Source organism: Synechococcus sp. MU1648 (assembly GCF_023630615.1).
Taxonomy (GTDB): Bacteria; Cyanobacteriota; Cyanobacteriia; order PCC-6307; family Cyanobiaceae; genus Parasynechococcus.
The window spans coordinates 520564-545722 of record NZ_JAKUHI010000001.1; the positions used below are offsets into that span (position 1 = coordinate 520564).

The window sequence follows — 25159 nt, forward strand, 5'->3', positions numbered from 1 at the left end:
TTCAGGCGGAAGGAGAAGGAAGCTGCCGGGCGGGCAGGAAATTACTGGCACGACGAAGACCGGCGTAACCCATCAGGAAACGCAACAAGGTGCGGGTGCAGGTGAGGGCTGTGAACAGGCTCAGCAAGACGCCGATGCCCAAAGTTGCCGCGAAGCCCTTGACCAGTCCCGTGCCAAGGAAAAAGAGAGCTGCACAGCTGATCAACGTGGTCAGGTGACCATCAACGATTGATGAAAAGGCCTCCGAGAAACCAGTATCAATCGAGCGAATCAGGGTGTTGCCACGCCGCAGTTCATCTTTGATGCGCTCAAAGATCAGAACGTTGGCGTCCACAGCCATACCAATCGAAAGGATGAATCCAGCGATTCCCGGCAGGGTGAGCGTGACGGGGATCAAGGCATACACCGCCAAGTTGAACAGTGCATACAGGCTGAGAGCCATTACAGCCACAGCCCCAGGCAGGCGATAGGCCACCACCATGAACACTGCCACCAGGGCCAGGCCCGAGAGGGCGGCCACCAGGCTGCGGCGGATGTTCTCAGCCCCCAGAGTGGGGCCGATGGTGCGAACCTCGATTACCTCAACGGGGAGGGGCAAAGAGCCGCCCCGCAGCTTCACCTCCAGTTCGCGCGCCGTTTCCGCACTGAAATTGCCGCTGATGGTGGCTGCACCACCTGAGATGCCAGCGCTCTTGAACTGGGGACCAACACTGGCGGCACTGATCAGCTGATCATCCAAGATGATCGCCAGCAATCGGTCGGTGCCCGCAATCGACTTGGTGAGATCAGCGAAAGCCTCAGCGCCCTCCCCATCGAAGTTGAGGGTCACTTCCCAGCTGGTTGGATTGTTCTGTAGCGGTTGACGACCGGCAGTCACAAGCTGCTTACCCGTCAGTGCGGCCGGCTCAAGCATTGTGAGCAAGTCGGCATCGACCTTCTCGAGCAAGTCCCGAAGCTGCTCTTCCTCCGAAGTGGCCTCGCCCTCGAGCCCAAGAGTCTTCTGGGTTGTCTTGAGCTGATCCAGATCCAGCGGCGCCGGCGTTTCACCGCGGCGGATCTGATCCTCACGGAGCTTGAGAATGGCTTCCACCTGGGAACGGAGCTGCCTCAGCCCACGGAATTCAGCTTCGGTATCGGGCTTCTGAGCACGAAACTCCAGCAGAGCCGTGTCGCCAAGAACCCTCGCAGCCGCAGTGGGGTCCTGTTCGCCAGGGAGCTGCAACACCAGCTGCGACTCACCCACCGTCTGGAGAGTCGACTCGGCCACACCGAGACCGTTGACCCGGCGATCGAGCACGGCTTTCACCGCTTCCATTTCCTCGGAGCCCACACGGGTGATCTCTCCGGCTGGCTTCACCTCAACAGTGAGCTGACTGCCGCCCCGCAGATCGAGACCCAGTTCCAGCGGAGTGCGAACTAAAAACATCCCGGCTGCGATCGCCAGGGCAAGAACAAGGGCAAACCAACCCTGAAAACGCGCCATCAACGTCAGATGTCCTTGTTGACCAACGCCTGAGCCGCCTCAAAAATCTGATGCGGCTGAATGATCGTGAGATTCTCCAAGGATCCGTTGTAGGGGGTTGGAATGTCCTGACTGGATAGACGCATCGGACGGGCATCCAGATCGTCGAAGCACTGCTCAGTGATCAAAGCGATCAGCTCGGCACCGATACCGCCGGTCTTCATGCATTCCTCCACGACAATCACCTTGTGGGTCTTGCGAATGGAGCGGCTGATCGTCTCCATATCAAAGGGCTTGAGACTGATCAGATCGATCAGTTCAACGCTGACGCCGTCGGCTTCCAATTGCTCCACCGCTTTTAGGCAGTGGTGACGCATCCGGGAATAGGTGAGGATCGTGACGTCCTTACCTTCTTGCACCAGATCAGCCTGATCAAGGGCACAGGTGTAGTCGCCTTCGGGGAGCTCCTCGGTGAGGTTGTAGAGCAGAACATGCTCGAAGAAGAGCACGGGATTGTTGTCCCGAATCGCGGCCTTCATCAGGCCTTTGGCATTGGTGGGCGTGCTGCAGGCAACGATCTTGATGCCGGGCACGGCATGGAAATAGGCCTCAAGCCGCTGGCTGTGCTCAGCCCCAAGCTGACGACCCACGCCACCCGGCCCGCGCACCACCGTGGGAATGGTGAAGTTGCCGCCACTGGTGTAGCGGAGCATCCCCATGTTGTTGGAAATCTGGTTGAAGGCCAGGAGCAGGAAGCCCATGTTCATCCCTTCAACGATCGGGCGAAGACCGGTCATCGCCGCACCCACCGCCATACCGGTGAATCCGTTCTCGGCAATCGGCGTGTCCAGCACCCTGAGATCGCCGTATTTCTCCGCCAGATCCTTGGTGACCTTGTAACTGCCGCCGTAATGGCCGACGTCTTCACCCATCACACAGACGTGGGGGTCTCTGCCCATCTCCTCGTCGATGGCTTCCCGGAGGGCGTTGAAGAGAAGTGTTCCTGCCACGGCGTCCCTTTGATCCCGGCCAATCCGGGTGGTGACGCCAAGCTATCTCAGTCAGCGCAGGGTCAACCGCCGGCAGCAAAGGTGAACAGCAACAAAACTGAGAGAAGCATGGCTGGAGACAGCAGCAGCGCCAGCTGACCGAGGTCGTGGGGCGTCATCCAAACCCTGGCAATGGGCGGAGGCTAGGCAGGGTTCTGATCGCGAGCCGTAAAGAGACTGCGAAGAAACACCAGGGTCAGACCGAGAGCCACAAACCCGGTGCTGAACGTGGCCAGAAAGGACAAGCCCACCAGCAAGGTCTTCAGCGTGACGGCAATGTTTTGGGCAATCGGCGAGCTGTAGTGAGGTGGGTGAACAGCGAAGTACACCACCATCCGCCGGCTCCAACCCAGAGCAAGCCAAGCCAAGAATCCAGCTGTGAGCGCCCCAGAAAGAAAACTCAGCGGACCTTTGCGGGGATCCCGTGGCTCGGGGCTCTCTGTGGTCTTGGCATCAGTCATGACTCGATCCTCACGCCATCTCGGCGAAAGGCGCAAGACCACGCCGTTAATCCGGCACTTTCCAGCTGGGGAGCGAGATCGCCCTGGACCTGTTGACATGACTCCAGATCACGGAACAGCGCAAAGCAACTGGGACCTGATCCGCTCATCGCCACCGCCAGGCTGTGGGGAACGCTCTTCAACAGTTGAAGCGCCGAGCGCACAGCAGCTGTTTCGGGCGCCACCACCTCCTGCAGATCGTTGCGCAAAGACGGTGGACGATCGCTGCGCAAGGGGTTCAGCCAATCGTCCTGACGTAGGGCCTGCCGGCGGCGTTCAAACGCAGCCTCATCAGCGAGGTAGCGGGATTGGTTTAGCTCGCGGCAACGTTTGTAGGCCCATGGCGTTGAAACGCTCGCCCTGGGGTCTTTGACCAACAACACTGCCAGGGGTTCATTGGTCGGCGGCACCGCCTCCAGCTGCTCCCCTCGGCCGAAACAGAGCTGACACCCTCCGGCGACACAGAAGGGCATATCAGAGCCGAGCTCAGCCGCCATCCGCTCCAAATCAGCGGGGCTATGGCCCAATCCCCAAAGGGCATTCAGACCCACCAGCGCCGCGGCGCCGTCGCTGGAACCTCCAGCCAGGCCAGCACCAATGGGGATGCGTTTCTCCAGATGAATCGACGCCCCCAATTCACTGAAGCCGGAACGATCCCGCAGCAGGTGAGCCGCACGGAGGATCAAGTTGTCGTCGCCAACACTGAGGCTGGCGTCATCGCAACTGAGGCTGACCCGCGCATCGGCGGTGTTCTCAAAGCTGAGACGATCCGCCAATTCGATGCTCTGCATCACCATGGCCAGCTCATGGAAACCGTCCGACCGCAGCCCCAGGACCTCCAGGTGCAGATTGACTTTTGCCGGGGCCGTCACCGTAATCATGGTGGTCGTTCAGTCGCCCCGATTCAAACCCCTGGCCAGGGCAACCCAGATGTCCGGAGCTAGTTCCTGGGGGCGCTGCTGAAGGCTGAAGCCAGCGGAGGCAGCCAAAGCCTGCAAGCGGTCGGGATCGGCCACGCCCGCCAGGGTGTTGCGCAGCATCTTGCGCCGCGCCAGAAATGCCTGCTTCAGCAGGGATTCCACCTGAGCAGCCAAGGCCGGCTCCACCCGCTCGGACGGCGGCAAAGGCTCCAGGCAGATCACTTCCGACTGCACCTTCGGAGGGGGCTGAAAACAGCGCGGCGGCACTGGACACACCGAACCACAGCGGGCAAGCAACTGCATTCGCACACTTAGGGCGCTGAAACTGCTGTGGCCCGGACGGGCACGGATCCGCTCCGCCACTTCCTTCTGCACCAGCAACACAAGCCGTTGGTACGGCGGATCCACAGGGCGATCCAACCGCCCCACCAGCCGCTCAAGCAGAGGCCCTGTGATGTTGTAAGGGATGTTGGCCACCACTTTGTCGGCGATGTGACCGTCACTCAATTCGAGGGGCGCCTCGAGAACATCCCCCTGATGGAGGCTGAACCCAGGGTGATCAGCGAAACGATCCTGCAGACCGGCCACCAGATCGCGATCAAGCTCGATCGCATGCACTGCCCCCACATCCGCAGCCAGAAGACGCTCGGTTAAAGCCCCCCGACCAGGCCCCACCTCCAGCACGCGATCGGTCGGCTGAAGATCGGCAGCCTCAACAATCCGCTGCAGAACGGAGTCGTCACGCAACCAGTGCTGGCCGAAGCGTTTGCGGGCGTGATGTCCGGAGAAACCCATGGATCAACTGTGCATCAGCACAGCCGCTCCACATCCATCCAGCAGATCGTTTCTTGGGATGGCATCAACGGCACAAGGGCCAGCTTGATCCGGAGCAGCTTCTCGGCGCAGGTTGGATGCGCAGCTCTCCAGCAACTGATCGCACGCGCCATGCGGCGTCGTTTGGCGGGATGAAACGCATCCAGGCCGCGGCGGTCCCAATGACCGATGCGACGCCCTTTTACCTCCACCACCAACAGCTGCTGATGCTGTTCCAGCACCAGATCCAGTTCCCCCCAGCGGCAGCGCCAGTTGCGATCGAGCAACCGCCATCCCTTCGCTTCAAGCTGTTGCAAGGCCTGCTGTTCCGCCCAGCGACCGCTGCATTGAGACTCCACCGGCATGAACCATCACTTTCTTGTTCAAACCATTCCCCCCAGGAACGGTTCTAGGGTTCAGCAGTGATTGTTCCGCTCATGCGCAGACGCTTCGCGGCCCTTCTGGTCTCTTTTTTGGTCTTAACCGCTCAGTGGCTGGTGGTCGCTCCGGTCCATGCGGCCATGGATGTCGCCAAACAGGTCTTGATCGGTGCCGACTACTCCGACAAAGATCTGCGTGGGGCCACCTTCAACCTGAGCAACCTGCGCGAAGCCAATCTCTCTGGATCGGATCTACGCGGGGCAAGCCTGTACGGCGCGAAGCTGCAGGACGCCGACCTCAGCGGCACAGATCTGCGAGAAGCCACGCTGGATTCCGCCGTGATGACGGGAACCAACCTCTCGGATGCCGTACTGGAAGGAGCCTTCGCCTTCAACACTCGCTTCAAGGATGTGGTGATCACAGGAGCTGACTTCACCGATGTCCCCATGCGCGGTGACCAACTCAAAAGCCTTTGTGCAGTGGCCGACGGCGTTAATTCAGTCACTGGCCGAAGCACCCGCGAAAGTCTCGGTTGCGCTTGAACCATGAGCTTTGATCCCCGCAGTCTGGAGCGCCTGCGTGAGTTGGGGCGCCAGCTCCCCGAACGTTTGCCAGAACCCAAGCCCCCGGCGGCAGCCAAAGCAAGCCAAGCGCGCCACCGCGTCGAAACGGAAAAGGATCCCGAGGAACTTTTCCGGGAACTGATGAAGGCCAGCCAGGACGGCACGGTTCCTGAGCACCTCATGGCCCGCCTCAAACAGTTGGAAGCCCAACGCAAGCCGTCGGGGCAGTCTTCGTCCTTGAACAGCAGCAGCGAGGTTCCAAGCCTTGCCGCGCCGATGCGCAGCCAGGCTGGACCGGGAAAAAACACCAAACCGAAACGGCCGAAGGTTGACCCGGGAAGCGAAGAGGAGAGCCTCTATGTGGCCTTCGGTCAGCTGCTTCTCGAGGACGAAGGAGATGACGTTTGAACCCGGCTCGTTGCCGGATTCTTGCGGTGGGCAAAGTGCGTCGCGGTTGGATTCAGGAGGGCATTGAGCTTTACCTCAAACGCCTGCCGGGATTGACCATCAGCGAGCTTCGGGACAGCACCCCGGATAAAGAGGCAGATGCGATCCGAGCGGCCCTAAGGCCAGACGAAACCCTGATCGCTCTCATGGAGCAGGGCGAGACCCTGGCGTCGGTTCCCTTCGCGCGACGACTCGAACAGTTCGGTTACGAGCGGCTGGTCTTTGTGATTGGTGGAGCCGATGGTCTGACCCCTGAGCTCAAGGCACAGGCCCACTGGCGCCTGAGCCTCTCTCCAATGACTTTCCCCCATGAACTAGCGCGACTGATGCTTGTGGAACAACTGTTCCGGGCCCAGGCGATTGTTCAAGGCAGCCCTTATCACCGCGCCTAAGATTTCTCTGTCGCTGCATCTCTTTCTCTCTCCACCATGCGTCTGGCTCTGCTCTCCCCGATCCATGGCCAGTCAATTGATCACATTGCCCGACAACTGGAGAACTACAGGGTGTTTCTTACACCCTTTGAGTTGCGTCATTACTTCCACGTTTCTTTGGAGAGTCATCCAGACCTCCAATCCGACCTCACCGCCCTCGCCGAACGGGAGGGTCACAGCATCCACTTCACAAAACGAAGGCAGCCCACCTGGCGGCCCTGCACCGTTTATGCCCTGTGCGAACTAATCAAGACCGTCCTGTCCGACCACCACTGTCCTGACAAGGTCCTTATTCACACCGATACTGACCTTCTTGTCTCCAGCCAGGCGAAGAATCAACTCTCCAACCACCGTATCGGCTGCGGCAACAAGCCATTTCGGATTGACAGAAAAACCAGTTGGAGATGGAGATCAAAAGCTAAATCTGATCCTCACCTCAAACAATTTGTCAGGGAAATGTTGGACGACGACCCTTCAAAGCTTCGGGTTGGGCGGGTTTGTGGTACCTACATGCCCTGGTCGACCTTCAAAACTTTCGGGGTGCTCTTCAATAACTATTTCAACAACAACTACTTCAAGAGAAGGCCCAAACGCCACTGGCCCGTAACTGAAATCGCTATACCCAGCATTCTTCATCTTTTAGAGGGCCCAAAAGCCAACTTTCAACCTCCTTTGATCGAAGTACCAGAGGGCAAAAAAGTGTCCTGCAAAAAAATCGATCGGTTGCTCCAAAGCGATCACAGCTTTGGACTCAAAAAAATTGCCCGGGATACAGACAGCGAAGCGTTCCAGTACGTGATGCGCCTGCAAAAACAAGCCTCGCAACACGCCTAAACCATGCTGCACGTGGTCGACAACCTGCTGCAACCCGAGGAGCTGCAACACCTGCGGGATCTTTGCGACATCCATGGCCGGCTCATGGAGCAGCATTCCGGCGATGCTCAGTTCAGCTGGCGACCCGAGAGCGGTGCCCCCCGCTCCATCCACGCGCCCGCCCAGCAAGCCATCGTCGATCGCTATCTCGACGAGGTTCTTCTCCCCCTAGCCACACCGTTCGCACCCCAGCGGGCCGGGATCGAGTGGTGGTGCAATACCAACAACGACCTCGATTGGCACATCGACAAGGACGAACTGGAAGGCCAACACAGCGGCCGCTATGTACTGCCGTTGCTGTCCACAGTGTTTTATCCCCACGTCAGCTGTGCTGGAGGTGAACTTCTGGTCGCCGACAACCCCCCGATCAGCAACGGCTATCAGGGTCCCCTGCCAACGTTCCGGTCTGTGATCTCGATCCCTCCTGTGGTGAACCGTTTGGTGCTCTTCTCACCCGGAATCCTGCATCGCATCAACCCATTCGAAGGCGAGCGCTACTCCGTGGCCGTGAACATCTGGGCTCAACCGCCCCTCACCACAACTGCTGCAGAGCCACCGGCTTGAATTTCTCAATCGATACGGTCCAGGCCCGCGGAGAAAAGGTCTGCAGCGCCGCTTTGAATGCAGCCGTATCACCCGTGTTCAGCCAGGCCGCCTTAAGCCTGGGCACATCCTCCGGCAGCCGCTCCATCGGCAGCTCCACCAGCAGCAGACTGTCTGCTCCAGCAGCACGCTGCAGAGAGCCCTGATCGCTGCGCTGGAAGACCCGCAGCAGCAGCTCCAGCACCAAGACATGGCCCAACTCTTCCGGAGCCTCACCCTGCGGAGCCACCTCTTTCTGAGAGCGTCCCCCCAGAGGCAACGCCCGCTGCCCCTGCTGATCGATCAACGCCATGGCTACGAGATAAGGAGAGTCAGCCAATACCAGAACCCGAAGACCACCATCCTCACCGGACCCTCCCCATACCGATAAGTACATGTGTACTATTTAGCCAGCTGTTGCTGTTGCCGTGGAGCTCCAACACAGTCCGCTGCCCCTGCAACCAAGGCGAACTCGGCTCACCCTGCCCCTAGCCAATGAATGCGTTGCCGCTGGGTTCCCATCCCCCGCCGATGACTACATCGATGTGGGGATCGACCTCAATGAACAACTCATCCGGCATCCCACCAGCACCTTTTTCCTGCATGTCAGCGGCAACTCCATGACCGACGCCGGCATCCACGACGGTGATCTCCTGGTGGTCGATCGCAGCCTCGAACCGCGACCGGGGAAGGTGGTCGTGGCTGTGCTTGACGGTGGCTTCACCCTCAAGCGCCTGGTGCGCCATCGCGGCAGGTTGCGCCTGGAAGCCGCCCATCCGGACTATCCCCCGCTGGAGCTTCATCGCTGCGGCGAGGTTCAGATCTGGGGCGTCGCCATTCATGTGATCCATCCGCTCTGAGGCGACATCGCCATGTCTCAGGCCACGGCCCTGATCGATGGAAACAATTTCTATGCCTCCTGCGAGCAGAGCCTGGACCCGGCCCTGATCGGCCGGCCCGTGGTGGTGCTGTCCAATAACGACGGCTGCATCGTGGCGCGCAGCGCCGAAGCCCGTGCCCTGGGGATCCGCATGGGGACGCCGTACTTCAAGGCGCGTCGAGAGCTTGAACGGCACAACGTGGTGGTGCGCAGTTCGAACTACGCCCTTTATGCCGATATGAGCCAGCGGATGATGAGCCTGCTGGAGGCCCACTGTGAAGAGCTGGAGGTGTATTCGATCGACGAAGCCTTCGGGCGGATTCGTCGTCCCAGCAATGGTGATTTACAAGGTTGGGCCCGGCAGCTGCGGGCACGGGCCCGACAGAACCTCGGCATCCCAATCGCCATCGGCCTGGGGGCCAGCAAAGGACAGGCCAAGCTGGCCAATCGCCTGGCCAAACAGACCCCGAACCGTGCCGGGACGTTCGACCTCGGCCAGTGCGATAACCCTGATCATTGGCTGGAAACGATTGCGATCGAGGATGTCTGGGGGATCGGTCGTCAATTGGCCCATTGGTGTCGACTGCGGGGCATCAGCAACGCAAGACGCCTGCGGGACATGCCGAGCGGTGAGCTACGCGCCAAATGCGGCGTGGTGGGTCTGCGTCTGCAACGCGAACTGCGCGGCCATGCCTGCCTACCGCTGGAGCTTGCACCGGCACCGAAGCAGGAAACCTGCGTGAGCCGCAGTTTCAGCCGACCCATCACCAGCGAGGCTGAGCTGCACCAGGCGATCACGACCTATGTGGTGCGCGCCGCCGAGAAATTGCGCAAGCAACGGCAGCGGGCGGCAGCCCTCACCATCTACACCCGCACAAGCCCGTTCGCTCCCGGCTTTTACAGCCAAGCGGCCAGCACGCAACTGGATCTACCGAGCAATGACACGTCCGTGCTGCTGCAAGCAGCGCACCCCTTGGTGGCACGAATCTTTCGCCCCCACCGTCAACTGGCCAAGGCCGGCGTGCTGATGCAGCACCTGCAGAGCCATGAGATCCTCCAGACCCATCTGATGGTGCCGATGAGTGAAGAGCAGCAGCAGAAACGGGAATGCCTGATGCAGACCATCGACCAGATCAATCGGCGTTACGGGCGTGGAACCCTGCAATGGGCAGGCTGCGGACTGCAGCCGAGCTGGTTGATGCGACGGGAGCAACTCAGCCGAGCCGCCACCACCCGTCTGCAGGATCTACCCGTGGTGAGGGCCTGAGCCCATCGATCACGGCTCACCCAGAAAACGGCAGGCAGGGAGGCTGATCGCCACCTGATCCACACCGTCGAGGAAAGCTTCAGCGTCGACCGCCCGCGTGCGCACAAAACTGGTTCGAATCTCTTCCAGCTGGGCGATGGCGTCGTCACGACTCAGGCCTGTGGAGGTGTGAGCAAGACTGCAAAGGGATGTCGCGACACCACGACCGAAGCCGCGTGAACTGGCCTGGCGCCGCACCGCCGACAGCAGCATGGGCACCACGAGACCACCCAGCACGAGAACAAACACAATCACGCCCCAGAGGCGACCGCCACGCACCCAGTAAGGAACCAGATAAAGACCGCTATTGGCAGGAGAGGGTGGCTCAGAGGGAGGAGGGTTCATCACTCAGGCCTCCTGCAGCAACTGAATGACCTGTTCACGTGTGCTGAGCAGCAACACCATCCGCTCACCATGGGCATTGAGGCCAGTCTGCTCCCGCACCAGATCGGTGCTAGCCAGCGCCAATCCTCCGGTTTCGGTGAACAACACCGGCAACGTGCCGTGGTGTCCCCGCATGCCCTGTAAATCCAACGCCTGACGCACGGCCCGCTGCGCTTTGTCAGAGCCCAAGCGCTCCACGAAGGCCGGCCAGAGGTGGTTCACCGGAGCGAGAGCCGCGAAATCAAGATGCGTATCAGACATCAAGACGGCAACAACGCGAGGGCTTCACTGATCATCTGCGGGGTGACAGCGATGCGCTCAAGCGGATCGGCATTGTCGAGGTAGGCGTCAAACGAAGCGAACCGCTCGATCACCGGATCAGCTCCCTCGGCGGCACAAGCTTCGACCCAATCGCCCTCCTCCGGCTTCACCGCGATGTAGGCCTGCAGCGCTTCCTCGAGATCACCGCCGTCGCCGACGCCATCGCCATGCCAGATCGCTTCGAAGAATTCAGACATCTCAACGCGACGGACAGGTCTTGATGCAGTTTGCCGAGAACATTGGCAACCTCACCACACATCGAAGCCAAGAACCATGGCCCATGGCTCAGGCGGCGGGAGGAACCGCATCCCCTGAGGTCTCCGCAGCAGGGGAATCGACCGCAACGGTGTAGCTCGCGCAACGCTGCTGATCCAGATGGCCGATGTGCTTTCTCTCGGTGTAATAAAGCTCCTGGTAACGCAGCGCATCACGGTTGAGGTCATCGAACAAGGCCTGAATCCGTAGCTCCATGTCCACGTTGCTCTCGTCTGACGAGGCTTCCTGATCAATCAATACGGCGATACAGGCCTCCAGGGTCTGCAGGCGCTGACCACCCCAGGCCTCCAGCAGATGCCGGCAGCGCTTCAGGCTTTTCTGGCGCTCCAGCAGAGCAGCGATGCCTCGCAACTGCTCCAACGGCTCCGCCAAAGCAACAAGCTGCAATTCACCGGGCTCCAGGAGAGGCGTCAGGCGGGAGACCAGCGCACTGCTCTCCAGCAACAGCTGATCGGTGAGCAGGCGTGGCAGATCCATCACATCAAGACCCTCGCCGTCGTCGTCGCATCGGCTGATCGCCTCCAACCGCCCCTCACCCAGGTTGGTCTCCTCTAGATCCGTAATGGCCGCCCAGAGATGGCGGTGATGGGGGATGGCGAAATCCTCCAATTCCCGCGTGCGCAGTTCCTGGCGAATCGTGGCCCGATGCCGAGGGCAATGCAGATACAAACGCAGCAGGTCTGCCTCGCAACGCTCCCGCTGACCGGATTCACCCGGCTGCTCATGGCGACTGGAGCGCCCATGCCAACGCTGGCCCTTCACCTGCTGGCGCAGATCGTCCTCGAGCTGAAGCGCCAGCCGTCCCTGCCCACCACTGAGCCGCTCCGCCACCCGTTGGAGGTAGTGGGTTCGGACAGCGGACTGGGGCAGTTTGCCCAGCAGCCCCACCAGGGCCGTCACCGCCTGCTGAAACTGGTCAGCCCGGCTGAGGTCTCTCGCCTCAAGAACCTGCTCAATTTGCCAGTCGAGCCAGAGGGGGGCCTGATCCAGCAGAGCGCGGTAATCGCCGGCCCCGTTCTGTTTGAGGTATTCATCAGGGTCCTTACCGGACGGGAGGTGCAGAACCCGCAGCTCCAGCTGGCCCTGCATGGCCAGCTGCTCCACCTCGCCAATGGCCCGATTGGCCGCACGGACACCGGCGCCATCGGCATCAAAATTCAGAACGATCCGCTTGCTGTCGCTGACGCGGCACAACTGGGTGATCTGCTGACTGCTCAGAGCCGTGCCAAGGGAGGCCACGGCGTTGGTGATGCCGGCGGCATGCAGTGCAATCACATCGAAGTAGCCCTCCACCACCACAGCCCTGTCGTCCTTACGGATGGCATTGGAGGCTTTGTCGAGGCCAAACAGATGCTTTCCCTTCTCAAACACCTCGGTCTCGGGAGAGTTGAGGTACTTCGGTTCGCTGCCATCAAGACTGCGCCCCCCGAAGCCGATCACCCGACCCTGACGGTCATGGATCGGAACCATGACCCGATGGCGGAAGCGGTCATAAAAGCCATTGCCGCCCTTGCGGGGCACCACCAGACCAGCGGCCTCAAGGAGCTCGGGAGCCAGCCCCTCCACCTGTTGAAGATGCTTCAGAAGGCCATCCCACTCATCCGGCGCATAGCCGAGCTGAAATGACTCCTGGGTGGCGGGGCTGAGACCTCTGGCGTCGCTGAGGTATTTGAGGGCCTCTGCGCCCGTGGGAGCCAGCAACTGGCTGCGAAACCAGCCGGCGGCCAGAGCCAGGGCCCGTTGCAGCTTGTCCCTACGGGAGAGCTGCTGCCGCAGCCGCTCCTGCTGCGGACCATCCACCGTCTCGATCGGGAGCTGGTAACGCCGCGCCAGATCCAGCACGACATCACTGAAGCTCTGGCGTTGGAACTCCATCAGGAACTTGATGGAGTTGCCCCCGGCACCGCAGGAGAAGCAGTAGTAGAACTGCTTTGCGGGAGACACCGTCATCGACGGTTTGCTGTCGTCATGGAACGGACAGATCCCGACGAATTCCCGTCCCTTCTTCTTGAGCACCACGTGCTCGCCCACCACATCAACGATGTCGGCCCGTTCCTTGACGGCCTCGATCGTTCTTGGGTGCAGGCGGGCATTCACCATCAGTTCATTCTGCGAAGTCGCAGGGTTCCGTGCACCCCGTCATCAGAACACCCATGGCCGAAACGCAGAACGAACAAGCCTGGTGGAACCGGGAATCGGTGCGGGGCAGTCGGGCTCTGATCCTCAGCTCTCTGGCCTTCAGTCTGATGACGGTCTGCGTCAAGCAGCTGAACAGTCGTCTTCCGGTGGTGGAAATCGTGCTGAGCCGAGCGCTGATCAGCATCGTTCTAACCGTAGTTGGGCTACGCCTCGCCGGGGTTTCTCCCTGGGGCCATCGACGCGGGCTGTTGGTGGCCCGTGGGCTGCTGGGCAGCCTGGCCCTGCTGTGTTTCTTCGAGGCGATTGATCAGCTGCCACTCGCCTCGGCAACGGTGCTGCAGTACACGTACCCCACATTCACGGCCCTAGCGGCGCTGCTGCTGCTTGGCGAACCGCTCCGACGACGCATCAGTGGGGCGGTTCTGCTGGGCTGGATCGGCGTCACGCTGGTGGTGCAACCGCAGTGGCTGACGGGAACAGCACAGCCGGCTCAGCTCATCCCTGCCCTGATCGGCATTGCTGGCGCTCTGATGACCGCCCTGGCCTACGTCAGTGTGCGGCGGCTGTCGGAAACCGAACACCCGCTGGTGATCATCCTGTATTTCCCGATGATCTCGGTTCCCTTAACCCTGCCCTGGGTGCTGCATCAGGGGGTGTGGCCCAACGGCATCGAGTGGTTCTGGCTCCTGGGAGTCGGCGTGATGACTCAGCTTGGCCAGATTTGGGTCACCGAAGGCCTGCGCTGTCTGCCCGCCGCACGAGCGACGTCGATCAACTACGTGCAAGTGGTCTTCGCCGCTGGCTGGGGCTGGCTCTGGTTTGCTGAATCGGTGAATGCCTGGCAGGTGGGTGGGGGAATGCTTGTGCTGTCCGCCACCCTGATCAGCCTGTCGGCCCGGAGTTAGCTCGACTCGAAGTAGACCTCAGGCCTTGTCCAATCCCAAGGGATAGGTGAGCCAGGCCTGACGGTCATCCGTTCCACCCTTGGGGCGGACCAGGCGCCAGCTCTGCCCGCGGGAGCCCCGTTGCAGAAACAGCTCAAACGGGCTGTCCACCTGAACGCGGTCACCGGGCAGCTGCCAATCGAACCGACCCGAAACCCTCAAGCCCTGCTCATCGCCCAGGGCGAAGCTTTCCTGGTCTTCGACCCGCACACGACTAACGCTGGGGGCAATGGGCATCGGGGTGAGGTCCAGGGAGCTGGCGATAGCCGTCTGGGTGAGCTGAATCTGCAGGGCCAGCGCTTCATTCAATAGAGCGCGTGGCGGTTGGGATCCACTGCAGGCCGTGAGGGAAACCACGATCGACAAAACGCAAAGCGCCTGAAGAAACCTTTGCAAGACACGCTTCAAACCAGACACAGGCAATGACAGCTGCGGCAACATGACGCGGTTGGAACCTCTCCCCATGATCGGCTGGCTGCAAGGACGACCGATGGAGTTCTGGACTCAAGGCAACCGTAGCGGCGTTCTGTTGCTTTGCGGTGGTGTCGGGTATGAGGTGCATCTGACGGAGCGGCATCAGCAGAACCTCTCTGCTGACAGCGATCTGAACCTGTGGATTCATCAGGTGCAGCGGGAGGACGGCAGCAGCCTCTATGGCTTTCCTCTCCGTCAGGAGCGGGATCTGTTCAGGCTGCTGATCAGCGTCAGCGGTGTCGGTCCCCAGGCCGGTCTTGCCCTGATGCAGGAATGCAGGCCCCAAGAACTGGTGGAAGCGATCAGCAGCGGTGATCTGCGCCGACTTTGCAAGGCGCAGGGCATCGGCAAACGCACAGCAGAGCGCCTTGCGGTGGAACTCAGGGCCTCCATCGCGGCATTCGCGGGCGTTGATCCAGCTCCCTCCCTGGCTGAAGGAATCAGCTCAGAGCAGATGCCAGAGAGCGGGGCCGACGTCGAAGCAACTCTGGCAATGCTTGGTTACGACGATCTCGAAATCCGTCGCGCCATCCGTGCCATCGCCGAGGGTGCAGATGGCCCCCCTCCTGCCGGAGGCGACCAGGACGCTTGGCTGCGGGTCTGCCTCCAATGGCTAAGTCGCGAATCGGCCTGATCCGTCCCTCGCAAAGGTAAGCTGGTTGTTTGCACTGACAGGGCCGCCCCCCCCGCATGTCGCTTGATACCACCGAGAAGCAGCAGCTGATCAACACCCACCAGACCCACGGCACCGACACCGGTTCGGCCGAGGTCCAGGTGGCCATGCTGAGTGAGCGGATCAACCGTCTCAGCAGCCACCTGCAGAACAACATCCACGACTTCTCCTCGCGTCAGGGGCTGCTCAAGATGATTGGCCGTCGCAAGCGTCTGCTGAGCTACATGCGCAGCAAGAGCGAACAACGCTACGCCGATACGATCGCCAAACTGGGCATCCGCGGCTAATCGAACTGCCCCATGGCTGAGCAACGCAATGCCCTTCCCTTCGAGCCCAAAGGGTCTGGGAAGGGAAGCAAGCCTGCCTCTGGGGCTCCCAGACAGGAAGCCATTCCTCGGTATGTGGCCGATCGGATGGCGCGTCGTGTCGCTGTGTTCACAGGACTCCCGTCTCTCGCAGGGATGGGAGTTTTTGTTGGCAGCTACGTCGTCGTCACCCGTGGCATCGCCGATATCGCTCCGGGGCTCACACTCGCAGGCTCCGGCTTGTTTTTCCTCCTAGGGCTGGTGGGACTCAGCGTTGGCGTGTTGACAGCCAGCTGGGATCCCGAACCGGGTTCCCTTTTGGGCTTTGAGAATTTCAAACCGAATGTTCAACGGATGCGTGAGTCGATCCGGGCCCAGAAGCAACAGCAGCGGGAATCAGAGCCCTGAACAGTGCTCTTCTGATGACCTAATCAACATCAAGTGAGAACCAGACGGTCGCTGCTGCGGGCTTCAAAGGCTTGGTTGCGCAACGATTCGATCGCTGCATCGACATTTTTTACGCAGAACTGAGGGCCAAGTCGCACGTAGCGAACGGTCTCGCCATGACGCACCTCGGCGACCACAGGCACTTTGACGCCCAACTCATCCCGTTCGGGACGATGTTGGTTCAGGCATTCCCGCAACTTGTGCTGAATGGCGATGTCACTGGCCTGATCAGAAGGGAGCTGAACCAGAAGCAGATTGAGCTCATCAACGGCGCGGCAGTCGTCAATGATCAGCTGCACACGCTCGTCACGCCGATCCACCCCAGCCCACACCAGCAAGCGAGCTTCGGCCATCAGATGATCCGCGAGGCGGGCGTAGCTCTTGGGGAAAACAACGGCTTCGCAGCTTCCGGTGAGATCCTCGAGCTGAAGAATCGCCATGCGGTCGCCCTTACGGGTGGTGACCTGACGCATCTCCGCCACCATCGCGATAGCACTCACCTTTGTTTTATCCGGCTGCTCCTCAAGGGATCCCAGGCCGATGGGCGCCAGCAGTTTCGAGGAGGGCGTGAGCTGTTTGAGGGGGTGATCTGACAAGTAAAAGCCCACCAAATCTTTTTCAAGGCGCAGCTTTTCTGTCGGGGGGTAATCCGGCACCGGTGCAGCTTTGGGGGCATGGCTGAGATCAGCCGGGCCAGCGTCATCGGATGCAGGGGCCATCAAATCGAAGAGATTGCCCTGACCGCTGTCACGGTCCTTGGCCCGTGAGGAGGCCCAGTCGAGGAGCAGGTCCAGATCGGCCATCAGCTGGGCACGATTGGCCTGCGGATCCATGGCATCCAGGGCGCCGCAGTGAATCAACGATTCCAGGCCACGACGATTGAGCACCGAGGAGGGGATCCGATCACACAGATCGGCCAGGGAGTGGAAGGGCCCATCGCTATCGCGGGCGGCGATCAACTGCCGAATCGCTCCGTCACCAAGGTTGCGAACAGCGGAGAGACCGAACAGGATCCGATCGCCGTTGGGGGTGAAATCGGTCAGGGAGGCGTTCACATCCGGAGGCATCACCTCAATCCCCATTGCATTGCAATTGGAGATGTAGCGCTGCACCTTGTCGGCGGCTCCGGCATTCACCGTGAGCAGGGCCGCCATGTAGGCCACCGGATAGTGCGCCTTTAGATAGGCCGTCTGATACGTGACGGCGCCGTAGGCCGTGGAATGGCTCTTGTTGAAGCAATATTCAGCGAAGAGAACCATCTGATCGAACAGTTCGTCGGCGACCTTTTCATCAACGCCACGCTCACCAGCTCCTTTGACGAAGATGCCGCGATGCTTCTGCATCTCTGAAACTTTTTTCTTGCCCATCGCTCGTCTCAGCAGATCGGCCTGACCCAGGGAATAACCAGCCAGATCCTGCGCAATACGCATGATCTGCTCCTGATACACCATGATCCCGTAGGTCTCCGACAGGATCGGCTCCAAGATCGCGTGGGCAAAATCAATCGCCTCGCGCCCGTGCTTGCGGTTGATGAATTTGGGAATCAATCCAGCATCGAGGGGGCCCGGTCTGTAGAGAGCGAGGATTGAGGAAATGTCTTCCAGAGAAGACGGCTTGAGATCGCGCACGATCTGCCGCATGCCACTGGATTCCAGCTGGAAGATCCCCTCAAGGTCACCGCGAGCGAGAAGAGCAAAGGTCTCTTCATCCTCCGGCGGGAGCTTGTCGGGATCGACGCGGGTTCCACTGCTGACCTCCACCAGCTCGAGCGTCTTTTCGATCATCGTGAGGTTCTTCAACCCCAGGAAATCCATCTTCAACAGACCCATGGATTCCACGTCTTCCATGAAGTACTGCGTGATCACCTGACCATCGTTGTTGCGCTGCAACGGCACAAGCTCATCCAGAGGGTCAGCGGCAATGACCACCCCGGCTGCATGCACACCAAAGGTTTTATTGGTGCCCTCAATCCGCATCGCCATGTCCACCCAACGCTTCACCGTTGGATCCGACTCGTACTTCTCGCGGAACTCGGGATTGGGTGATTCCTCACCGATCATCGCCTTGAGCTTGGCGGGCTTGCCGCGAACCACCGGGATCAATTTCGCCAGACGGTCGGCATCGCCATAGGGAATATCAAGCACCCGGGCCACATCCTTCAGAACCGCCTTGGAGGTCATCCGGTTGAAGGTGATGATCTGGGCCACCTTGTCTTCGCCGTAGCGCTCGGTGACGTAGTCGATCACCTCACCACGGCGTTCAATGCAGAAGTCGGTGTCGATATCAGGCATCGACTTGCGTTCCGGGTTGAGGAAACGCTCGAACAGGAGGCAGTTGGTGATCGGATCAATGTTGGTGATCCCAAGGCAGTAGGCGACAAGCGAGCCTGCAGCAGAGCCCCGGCCAGGGCCCACAGGAATGCTCTGTTCCCGGGCAAAGCGGATGTAATCCCAGACCACCAGGAAGTAGGTGGGGAATCCCATCTGCTCCATGATCTTGAGCTCGTGGCTCATGCGCTCGGCGTAGTCGTCGGGCAGAGGAGCATCGACACCGAGCTCGAGGCGATCCCGCAGCCCTTGCTCCGTCACCTCCCTCAGGTAGCTGACAGGGGTATGCCCTTCGGGAATCGGGAAGCGGGGCATTTGGTAGCGCCCGAGGATGTCGTAGGGCTCCACCTTGTCGGCCACCTTGACGGTGTTGACAATCGCCTCCTGGACCACCTCAGGCTCCAGATGGTCACCGAAGAGACACCCCATCTCCTCTTCGGTCTTGATGTATTCGGTTCCCGTGTAGCGCAGTCGCTTCTCATCGGTGATCAACTTTCCGGTGAGCACACAGAGAAGAGCGTCGTGGGCTTCGACGTCCTGCTTGCTCAGGTAATGGGCATCGTTGGTCGCAACAATCTGGATGCCGAGTTCCTTGGCGATTTTGACGATCTCGACGTTGACGATCCGATCTTCCGGAGATCCATGGTCCTGGATCTCGAGGTAGTAGTCATCGCCAAAAACCTCCTGGTACCAGGCCGCCACCTTGCGTGCCACATCAGGACGACCACGCAAAATCGCCTGGGCAATCTCGCCACCGAGGCAGGCCGTGGCGATGATCAGCCCCTCGCTGTGTTGCTTCAGCAGCTCCTTGTCGATGCAGGCACGGGAAAAAATGCCGCGTCCCCGCATCCCCCGCAGATGGCTGATGCTGGTGAGCTTGACCAGGTTGCGGTAGCCCGTGACGTTTTTGGCAAGCACCACGAGGTGGTACCGCTTCTCTTTCTTGGGTTGCGGATCATCAATGGACCCGTTGATCACGTACATCTCGTTGCCGATGATCGGCTTGAGATCGGTGCCCTGACAAAGCTTCAGAAGCTCGATGGCGCCATACATCACGCCGTGATCGGTCAGGGCGATCGCTGGCATGCCCAGTTGCTTCGCCCGCTCCACCATGGCCGGCAACTGCGACGCCCCGTCGAGAAGGCTGTAATCGCTGTGGTTGTGGAGAGGGACGAATGCCATAGGGTCAGACTAGGACCCAACGCAAGATCCAGCGTTCACGGAGAACGAAACACCCCACATGTGGCGGAGCTCAGGGAACCAGAGCGGCTTCAGGGCGTGAAGCGAACACCTGCGCTGCCTGCTCGTACTGGTGCGCCACCTGGAGCAGACGCGGTTCGTCCAAGACATTGCCGATCAACTGCATCCCAATCGGCAAACCCGCCGCACTGAATCCGCAGGGAACACTGATGGCAGGCAACCCGGCCAGGTTCACCGGAATCGTCAGCAAGTCGGCGAGGTACATCGCCAGAGGGTCATCAGCATGGGCGCCAGCCTTGAACGCGGTGGACGGTGCGGTTGGCGTGAGCAGCACATCAACACTCTGGAACGCAGCATCAAAATCACGCCGGATCAGGGTGCGCACCTGCTGGGCCTTTTTGTAATAAGCGTCGACGTATCCGGCGGAAAGGGCATAGGTGCCAATCAAGATCCGCCGCTGCACCTCCGCACCAAACCCCTCAGCACGGCTTCGTGCTGTCATCGCGGCAAGGCTCTCGGCGTCGTCGGCACGAAAGCCATATTTGACCCCGTCGTAACGGGCCAAATTGGCAGAGGCCTCCGACGGAGCAATCACGTAATAGGTGGCGATGCCGTCGTTGAACCTGGGGCAGCTCACCTCCACCAGCTCAGCGCCAAGAGCCTCCAGCTGAGCAGCAGAGGCCTGCACAGAAGCCTTGACCTCAGCATCGAGGCCTTCGGCATCGAAGCACTCCTTGATCACACCAACCTTGAGACCCTTGATGGGCTTGTTCAGGCCGGCACTGAAGTCCGGCACAGCCGCATCAAGGCAAGTGGAATCACGGGGGTCGGGCCCTGCGATCACCTGAAGCAGCTCGGCCACATCAGCCACACTTCCTGCAAAGGGACCCACCTGATCCAAGGAACTGGCAAAAGCCACCAGACCCCAACGACTGACGCGGCCGTAGGTGGGTTTAAGACCCACAACGCCACAAAACGACGCAGGCTGACGGATGGAGCCTCCGGTGTCGGAACCCAGAGAAGCAACGCAACTTCCTGAAGCGACGGCCGCAGCACTGCCACCGGAGCTTCCGCCCGGTACGTGGGCTGTGTTCCAAGGATTTTGAGTCGCACCAAAGGCCGAGGTTTCCGTGGAGCCGCCCATGGCGAACTCATCCAGATTCGTCTTACCCACCAGCACACCTCCGGCTTGCCAAAGCCTTTCGGTCACTGTTGATTCGTAGGGAGGCACAAACTGTTCCAGCATGCGGCTGGAACAGGTGGTGCGGACCCCTTTGGTGCAAAGGTTGTCTTTGATCGCCAAGGGAAGACCGGCAAGCTGGCCAAGGCTTTCACCGGCGGCGCGAGCTTCATCAATTCTGGAAGCCTTAGCACGGGCCTTCTCGGCCGTGACCTCAACGAAAGCATTGAGCGACGGCTCAGAGCTTTCAAGCCGCTTGAGGTGTTGATCAACGAGCTCGCGGGAGGAAACCTCACCGCTCTGCAGCTGCTGACGCCACGCGCTGATCGTCATGTCCCTGCGATCCATTGCAGGGAGGACGCTATCAGCCGCAGGATCAACCCTCAGCCGTGATGGTGAGGGGCTCGGAGCGACGGGTCCGCAACAGGGAGTGGCTGATCGACTGAGGTTGCTCCGACTTGACGTCGTCAAGGAAGGAGTCGAGGTCGTTTTCCAGTCCTTTTCGGGTGACAAACGGACCGAACCAGTAGGTCACATCGGGACCAGATGTCTGAATCCGAGCCCACCAGGCGACCCCAAGGCCATTGGCAAGGCTGCGCAGCGGCCGGATCAGGGGACTCATGGGGGGGTAGAACGACCTCAAGGCATTGTGCCTCTTTAACCGACAAAACCGAGCTGTTTTCAGGGAGATAGCTGGATATTCTGATCGAACTCCGGCGCAGCAGCTTGTTGAGACGGATTGAGATCCAGATCAATCCGCTGGTCAGGAACCTTTTCCACGGGTTGTTCAGGCGGTTCAGACGCCTCAGTGGACGTCTCTACCCCAGCGAGTTGGGGCCGTCGAATCGGGGGTGACGGCGCCTGGCCGTGAATGTCCTTCATCCAGTTGCGTCGCGCCACTTCATAAACGCAAAGTGCCGTAGCAACGGATGCATTCAGGCTTGGGGTAATGCCCCGCAACGGAATACGGACCAACTGATCACAGTGACGCCGGGTCAAAAGCGACAAGCCCTGGTCCTCTGACCCGGTGACCAGCACCAATGGGCCGCTGAGATCAACATCCGTGAGGGTCACGTCCCCTTCTGCCGCAAGGCCCACCACCCTGTATCCCGCATCCTTGAGCTTTTCCAACGACCGGTTGAGGTTGACCACACGCGCGACCGGAAGGTGTTCAAGGGCGCCGGCTGCCACTTTGGCGGCCGAACCGGTTAAACCAGCACTCCGACGCTGGGGAATCACCACCCCATGGGCTCCCATCGCCTCGGCGGAACGCACGACAGCACCGAGATTGTGGGGGTCCGTGACACTATCCAAAGCCACCAATAAGGGGGGTTCCCCAAGATCCGAACAGCCATCGATGAGGGTTTCGAGATCGAGGGTTTCAGCCGCTGCCGTCTGAAGGGCGATGCCCTGGTGAACGGAACCACCTGTGATCTGTCCAAGCCGAGCCCAGGTCACCTCTTCCACCAAGACCCCAGACGCCTTGGCATCGCGCAAGAGCTGGAGAAATTTGGCCGCACTGCGCATCTCCGGGGTGCACCAAATGCGATGAATGGGTCGTCCTGCCTCCAGCGCGGCTTGGGTGGCATGGCGCCCCCAAATCAGATCATCTGCCGGAGGTGTGGCCGCTGCGGCCTCCGGTGCTGCATCCTGTCGCTGGGAACGGCCATTGTCGTAGCGCGATCGGGGGCGCTGGGACGGCTGGCGCCGTTCATCCCCGGAGCGGCGACGGTCGCCGTAACGATCATTCCGATCTCGAAATCGTCCGGGCCCTGAACGGTCGTTCTGAGGTTCCGTACGAAAAGCATTCTGATCCCGGTCGAAGGAACGGGATCGATCCCCGAATCGCTCTCTGGGGCGATCATCAGATCGATTGCCGGGTCGATCTCCGAATCGCTCTCTGGGGCGATCACCGGATCGATTGCCGGGTCGATCTCCGAATCGCTCTCTGGGGCGATCATCAGATCGATTACCGGGTCGATCTCCACCCCGAGGACGCTCCCAGCCCTCATCCCTCGGCGCTCGTCGGTCGCGAAAACTGCTGCCATCTCGACCAGGTTTGGCGTAAGGCGAACGACCGCCGTCGGAACGACGATTGCTGGGCATGGGCCGACCGTTGCCAGAGCGCCCCACCGAGGAGCGGCCAGCGGATGGACGTCCACTGGGAGGCCTGCCTCCTGGAGGTCGTCCACTTCCACTCCCTCCTGGCCCCGAACGACCATCGCGGGATGGGCCGCTGGAGCGGCGTTCAAAGCGAGGGCTCATGGTGTGCGAGGCAACGTTATGGGTTGGATCCGGCTTGCTCCAGGTGATCGAAGAGCTCAGCAAGCCGGGCTGGATTGTTCAGAAACAGCCAGCCAACCATTGTCTCAAACCCCGTGGCCCGTCCATACACAGCGGCCTCGGCTCGGCGCGGACCACGGCCTGCACTGTTGCGCCCCCGACGGACCAGATCGAGTTCCTGGGAATCCAGGAGTTGACGGTCTTCCAGCCAAGTCAACAAGCGGGATTGGGCATCGGCGCGAACATCGGCCACAACAGCACGATGCAAATGATCGGAACGGCCGGGTCTGGCTCCATGGCGGAGCCGTTGATGGAGCTCCCAGACGGCATCTCCGATCCAAGCCAGCTGCAATGGGCCCAATTGATCGTTCAGACCACTGGGTGACTGATTGCGAATCCAGTCGCTCAAGCGGCCAATTGGTTCAGAGCTGTCGGAAGATCCTCCACCAGATGGAGGAACTCTTCGAGCCGCACCAACTTGATCGTCTGCATCACACGGGTGTTTCCCACAAGGAGAAACGACCGTTTGGCATCCGTGCATTGTTTGGCCAACTGCACCAGGGCACCAAGGCCTGATGAGTCGAGAAAATCGATCTTGCTTAGATCGAGAACAGCTGGAAGCTTGTTGGCTTTCAAAACATCGGCCACGTACTCCATGAACTGCTTCTCGGAGTACGCATCCAATTGGCCGGTGAAGTGAAACACCAAACAGCCATCCTTCTGTTCAAATCCGCCCCGTAGAGAGACGGTCAGTCGCTGCAGTTCGCTGATGGGATCAAGCCCCCCAGGCATCATCGGCACGAAGTGTAGTGATGCTGAGCTTGGGCAACCACCTCATCAACGGCGATCGGCCATGAGCGTCACAAAGCGGGCGAAATGATGATCCGCGTCATGCGGTCCAGGACTGGCTTCCGGGTGGTATTGCACACCAAAAACGGGCTTGTGACGGTGAGCAATGGCCGCCACGGTGCGGTCGTTCAGATTGAAATGGGTGACATCAATGGCGTCGGTATCCAGAGATTCGGCAGAGAGGGCAAACCCGTGGTTCTGACTTGTGATTTCAACCTGCCCCGTGGTGCCACAGGGATGATTCAAACCACGATGGCCATAGGACAGCTTGAAGGTCTTGCCGCCGAGTGCCAGGCCGAGAATCTGATGGCCCAAACAGATCCCAAACAGCGGTAGATCGGCCTCCTCCAAGAGAGTCTTGGCCAGGGCAATCCCATGGCTCACCGCCGCAGGGTCTCCAGGACCGTTGGAGAGAAAGACACCATCCGGGCGATGGGAACGAACCGTGGCCAGATCGGTGTCTGCAGGGAGAACAGTGACGTCACAGCCATGGGCGACCAGGCGATCGAGAATGGCTCGTTTAATTCCAAAATCAACCGCGACGACGCGGAAGGGGGCGTCGCTTCGACGCTGCAGGCGCTGATCGAAGCCAACACTGCAGGGTTGATTCCACTGGTAGGGCTCACGGGTGGTGACGCGATCTGCCAGGTTCAGTCCTTCCATCGAAGGCGCCTGCTTCAAGAGCTCAAACAACTGCGCAGGTGTCTGGCCGTCACTGCTGATCACACCATTCATGGCACCGACCTCGCGCAGATGACGCACCAGCGCACGGGTGTCTACACCGCTGATACCCACCAGTTGATGGCTCTGCATCCAGGTATCGAGAGTCTGTTCACAACGCCAGTTGCTGGGCGACGGCGCCAGCTGGCGTGCGATCACACCAAGGGCGTGGGGACGATCGGCTTCCTGATCGTCGGCATTCACCCCGGTATTGCCGAGTTCGGGATAGGTGAAGCTCACCAGTTGTCCGGCATAGGAGGGATCCGTCAGCACCTCCTGATATCCGGTCATCCCGGTGTTGAACACCACTTCACCGATGGTTGTACCGCGATGGCCAAAGCCGACACCGGTCAGAACCGTGCCATCGGCAAGGACGAGATAGGCCTTGTCTGATGGGGAGTCGGGCATCGGAGGGCCGCCGAAGGGCATC

30 protein-coding genes are annotated in these 25159 nt (G+C 60.4%); 11 read left to right on the forward strand and 19 right to left on the reverse strand.

Annotated elements, in window-relative coordinates:
* Window position 1 precedes the first annotated feature (1 nt).
* The 6 genes from secD to NCN06_RS03120 all read right to left on the reverse strand — a co-directional run bounded on the left by secD (window position 2) and on the right by NCN06_RS03120 (window position 5109).
* Window positions 2–1483 (reverse strand): protein translocase subunit SecD, encoded by a 1482-nt coding sequence (gene secD / locus NCN06_RS03095; RefSeq protein ID WP_226397741.1) that lies wholly within the window; start codon window positions 1481–1483, stop codon window positions 2–4.
* A 5-nt stretch (window positions 1484–1488) separates the two neighbouring features.
* Window positions 1489–2472 carry a pyruvate dehydrogenase complex E1 component subunit beta gene (locus NCN06_RS03100; protein WP_226397742.1) on the reverse strand — a complete coding sequence of 328 codons (984 nt, stop codon included), beginning with the start codon at window positions 2470–2472 and terminating at the stop codon, window positions 1489–1491.
* Window positions 2473–2654: 182 nt separating this feature from the next.
* Window positions 2655–2972, reverse strand: coding sequence for a DUF3082 domain-containing protein (locus NCN06_RS03105; protein ID WP_115023336.1), 318 nt, complete (start codon window positions 2970–2972; stop codon window positions 2655–2657).
* A complete protein-coding gene (gene ispE, locus NCN06_RS03110; protein ID WP_226397743.1) occupies window positions 2969–3892 on the reverse strand; it encodes a 4-(cytidine 5'-diphospho)-2-C-methyl-D-erythritol kinase in 924 nt (307 codons plus the stop codon). The genes NCN06_RS03105 and ispE overlap by 4 nt, the downstream gene beginning before the upstream one ends.
* A gap of 9 nt (window positions 3893–3901) precedes the next feature.
* The gene (gene rsmA / locus NCN06_RS03115) at window positions 3902–4726 is read right to left on the reverse strand and encodes a 16S rRNA (adenine(1518)-N(6)/adenine(1519)-N(6))-dimethyltransferase RsmA (protein WP_226397744.1); all 825 of its coding nucleotides are present in this window, start codon (window positions 4724–4726) and stop codon (window positions 3902–3904) included.
* A gap of 14 nt (window positions 4727–4740) precedes the next feature.
* Window positions 4741–5109, reverse strand: coding sequence for a YraN family protein (locus NCN06_RS03120; protein WP_115023341.1), 369 nt, complete (start codon window positions 5107–5109; stop codon window positions 4741–4743).
* A 72-nt stretch (window positions 5110–5181) separates the two neighbouring features.
* Here NCN06_RS03120 and NCN06_RS03125 point away from each other — a divergent pair, with 72 nt between their 5' ends.
* From NCN06_RS03125 to NCN06_RS03145, 5 genes are read left to right on the forward strand one after another with little or no spacing between them, the layout of a single operon-like run.
* Complete coding sequence (locus NCN06_RS03125; protein ID WP_226397745.1) at window positions 5182–5667, forward strand: pentapeptide repeat-containing protein; 486 nt, start codon at window positions 5182–5184, stop codon at window positions 5665–5667.
* A 3-nt stretch (window positions 5668–5670) separates the two neighbouring features.
* Window positions 5671–6096, forward strand: a complete 426-nt coding sequence (locus tag NCN06_RS03130) for a hypothetical protein (RefSeq protein ID WP_226397746.1) — start codon at window positions 5671–5673, stop codon at window positions 6094–6096.
* On the forward strand, window positions 6093–6527 hold the full coding sequence (locus NCN06_RS03135; RefSeq protein ID WP_115023345.1) for a 23S rRNA (pseudouridine(1915)-N(3))-methyltransferase RlmH: 435 nt from the start codon (window positions 6093–6095) through the stop codon (window positions 6525–6527). The genes NCN06_RS03130 and NCN06_RS03135 overlap by 4 nt, the downstream gene beginning before the upstream one ends.
* Before the next feature lie 36 nt (window positions 6528–6563).
* Window positions 6564–7400, forward strand: a complete 837-nt coding sequence (locus tag NCN06_RS03140; RefSeq protein WP_226397747.1) for a hypothetical protein — start codon at window positions 6564–6566, stop codon at window positions 7398–7400.
* Window positions 7401–7403: 3 nt separating this feature from the next.
* Window positions 7404–8003, forward strand: coding sequence for a 2OG-Fe(II) oxygenase (locus tag NCN06_RS03145; RefSeq protein WP_115023348.1), 600 nt, complete (start codon window positions 7404–7406; stop codon window positions 8001–8003).
* Here NCN06_RS03145 and NCN06_RS03150 read toward each other — a convergent pair.
* Window positions 7972–8361, reverse strand: coding sequence for a DUF8680 family protein (locus NCN06_RS03150; RefSeq protein ID WP_250398646.1), 390 nt, complete (start codon window positions 8359–8361; stop codon window positions 7972–7974). The two genes, NCN06_RS03145 and NCN06_RS03150, sit on opposite strands and share 32 nt — an antisense overlap.
* 88 nt (window positions 8362–8449) lie before the next feature.
* On the opposite strand from NCN06_RS03150, the gene NCN06_RS03155 reads away from it, so the two are divergent.
* Both NCN06_RS03155 and NCN06_RS03160 read left to right on the forward strand, forming a co-directional pair.
* Window positions 8450–8881, forward strand: a complete 432-nt coding sequence (locus NCN06_RS03155; protein ID WP_115023352.1) for a LexA family protein — start codon at window positions 8450–8452, stop codon at window positions 8879–8881.
* 12 nt (window positions 8882–8893) lie between these two features.
* On the forward strand, window positions 8894–10168 hold the full coding sequence (locus tag NCN06_RS03160) for a Y-family DNA polymerase (RefSeq protein ID WP_226397749.1): 1275 nt from the start codon (window positions 8894–8896) through the stop codon (window positions 10166–10168).
* Window positions 10169–10177: 9 nt separating this feature from the next.
* On the opposite strand, the gene NCN06_RS03165 is transcribed toward NCN06_RS03160, so the two are convergent.
* The 4 genes from NCN06_RS03165 to dnaG all read right to left on the reverse strand — a co-directional run bounded on the left by NCN06_RS03165 (window position 10178) and on the right by dnaG (window position 13288).
* Window positions 10178–10552 carry a hypothetical protein gene (locus NCN06_RS03165; RefSeq protein ID WP_226397750.1) on the reverse strand — a complete coding sequence of 125 codons (375 nt, stop codon included), beginning with the start codon at window positions 10550–10552 and terminating at the stop codon, window positions 10178–10180.
* Window positions 10553–10555: 3 nt separating this feature from the next.
* Window positions 10556–10852 (reverse strand): hypothetical protein, encoded by a 297-nt coding sequence (locus NCN06_RS03170; RefSeq protein WP_250398647.1) that lies wholly within the window; start codon window positions 10850–10852, stop codon window positions 10556–10558.
* Entirely contained in the window at window positions 10852–11109 is a 258-nt protein-coding gene (locus NCN06_RS03175; protein WP_115023358.1) for a hypothetical protein, read from the reverse strand. Before NCN06_RS03175 ends, NCN06_RS03170 begins: the two co-directional genes overlap by 1 nt.
* A gap of 88 nt (window positions 11110–11197) precedes the next feature.
* The gene (gene dnaG / locus NCN06_RS03180) at window positions 11198–13288 is read right to left on the reverse strand and encodes a DNA primase (RefSeq protein WP_226397751.1); all 2091 of its coding nucleotides are present in this window, start codon (window positions 13286–13288) and stop codon (window positions 11198–11200) included.
* A gap of 53 nt (window positions 13289–13341) precedes the next feature.
* Between dnaG and NCN06_RS03185 the strand changes: the two genes are divergently transcribed.
* Window positions 13342–14232, forward strand: coding sequence for a DMT family transporter (locus tag NCN06_RS03185; RefSeq protein ID WP_115023362.1), 891 nt, complete (start codon window positions 13342–13344; stop codon window positions 14230–14232).
* 18 nt (window positions 14233–14250) lie between these two features.
* On the opposite strand, the gene NCN06_RS03190 is transcribed toward NCN06_RS03185, so the two are convergent.
* The gene (locus tag NCN06_RS03190) at window positions 14251–14712 is read right to left on the reverse strand and encodes a hypothetical protein (protein WP_226397752.1); all 462 of its coding nucleotides are present in this window, start codon (window positions 14710–14712) and stop codon (window positions 14251–14253) included.
* A 22-nt stretch (window positions 14713–14734) separates the two neighbouring features.
* Between NCN06_RS03190 and ruvA the strand changes: the two genes are divergently transcribed.
* Genes ruvA through NCN06_RS03205 form a run of 3 tightly spaced genes read left to right on the forward strand, consistent with a single transcriptional unit; the run spans window position 14735 to window position 16131 of the window.
* The gene (gene ruvA / locus NCN06_RS03195; protein ID WP_226397778.1) at window positions 14735–15379 is read left to right on the forward strand and encodes a Holliday junction branch migration protein RuvA; all 645 of its coding nucleotides are present in this window, start codon (window positions 14735–14737) and stop codon (window positions 15377–15379) included.
* Window positions 15380–15435: 56 nt separating this feature from the next.
* Window positions 15436–15705 (forward strand): 30S ribosomal protein S15, encoded by a 270-nt coding sequence (gene rpsO / locus NCN06_RS03200; protein WP_006851408.1) that lies wholly within the window; start codon window positions 15436–15438, stop codon window positions 15703–15705.
* Window positions 15706–15717: 12 nt separating this feature from the next.
* Complete coding sequence (locus NCN06_RS03205) at window positions 15718–16131, forward strand: PAM68 family protein (RefSeq protein WP_226397753.1); 414 nt, start codon at window positions 15718–15720, stop codon at window positions 16129–16131.
* Window positions 16132–16160: 29 nt separating this feature from the next.
* Here the strand turns inward: NCN06_RS03205 and NCN06_RS03210 are convergent, their stop codons facing one another.
* The 7 genes from NCN06_RS03210 to carA all read right to left on the reverse strand — a co-directional run bounded on the left by NCN06_RS03210 (window position 16161) and on the right by carA (window position 25158).
* On the reverse strand, window positions 16161–19679 hold the full coding sequence (locus tag NCN06_RS03210; RefSeq protein WP_226397754.1) for a DNA polymerase III subunit alpha: 3519 nt from the start codon (window positions 19677–19679) through the stop codon (window positions 16161–16163).
* A gap of 70 nt (window positions 19680–19749) precedes the next feature.
* A complete protein-coding gene (gatA, locus tag NCN06_RS03215; RefSeq protein WP_226397755.1) occupies window positions 19750–21225 on the reverse strand; it encodes an Asp-tRNA(Asn)/Glu-tRNA(Gln) amidotransferase subunit GatA in 1476 nt (491 codons plus the stop codon).
* Window positions 21226–21253: 28 nt separating this feature from the next.
* Window positions 21254–21499: a DUF1816 domain-containing protein gene (locus tag NCN06_RS03220; protein ID WP_226397756.1), complete on the reverse strand. Its 246-nt coding sequence runs from the start codon at window positions 21497–21499 to the stop codon at window positions 21254–21256.
* Window positions 21500–21558: 59 nt separating this feature from the next.
* Entirely contained in the window at window positions 21559–22983 is a 1425-nt protein-coding gene (gene rlmB / locus NCN06_RS03225) for a 23S rRNA (guanosine(2251)-2'-O)-methyltransferase RlmB (protein ID WP_370631243.1), read from the reverse strand.
* A gap of 175 nt (window positions 22984–23158) precedes the next feature.
* Window positions 23159–23569, reverse strand: coding sequence for a Mini-ribonuclease 3 (locus NCN06_RS03230; protein WP_115023373.1), 411 nt, complete (start codon window positions 23567–23569; stop codon window positions 23159–23161).
* Window positions 23566–23955, reverse strand: coding sequence for an STAS domain-containing protein (locus NCN06_RS03235; RefSeq protein ID WP_115023375.1), 390 nt, complete (start codon window positions 23953–23955; stop codon window positions 23566–23568). Before NCN06_RS03235 ends, NCN06_RS03230 begins: the two co-directional genes overlap by 4 nt.
* A gap of 42 nt (window positions 23956–23997) precedes the next feature.
* A complete protein-coding gene (gene carA, locus NCN06_RS03240; RefSeq protein ID WP_226397758.1) occupies window positions 23998–25158 on the reverse strand; it encodes a glutamine-hydrolyzing carbamoyl-phosphate synthase small subunit in 1161 nt (386 codons plus the stop codon).
* Between the last annotated feature and the right edge of the window lies 1 nt (window position 25159).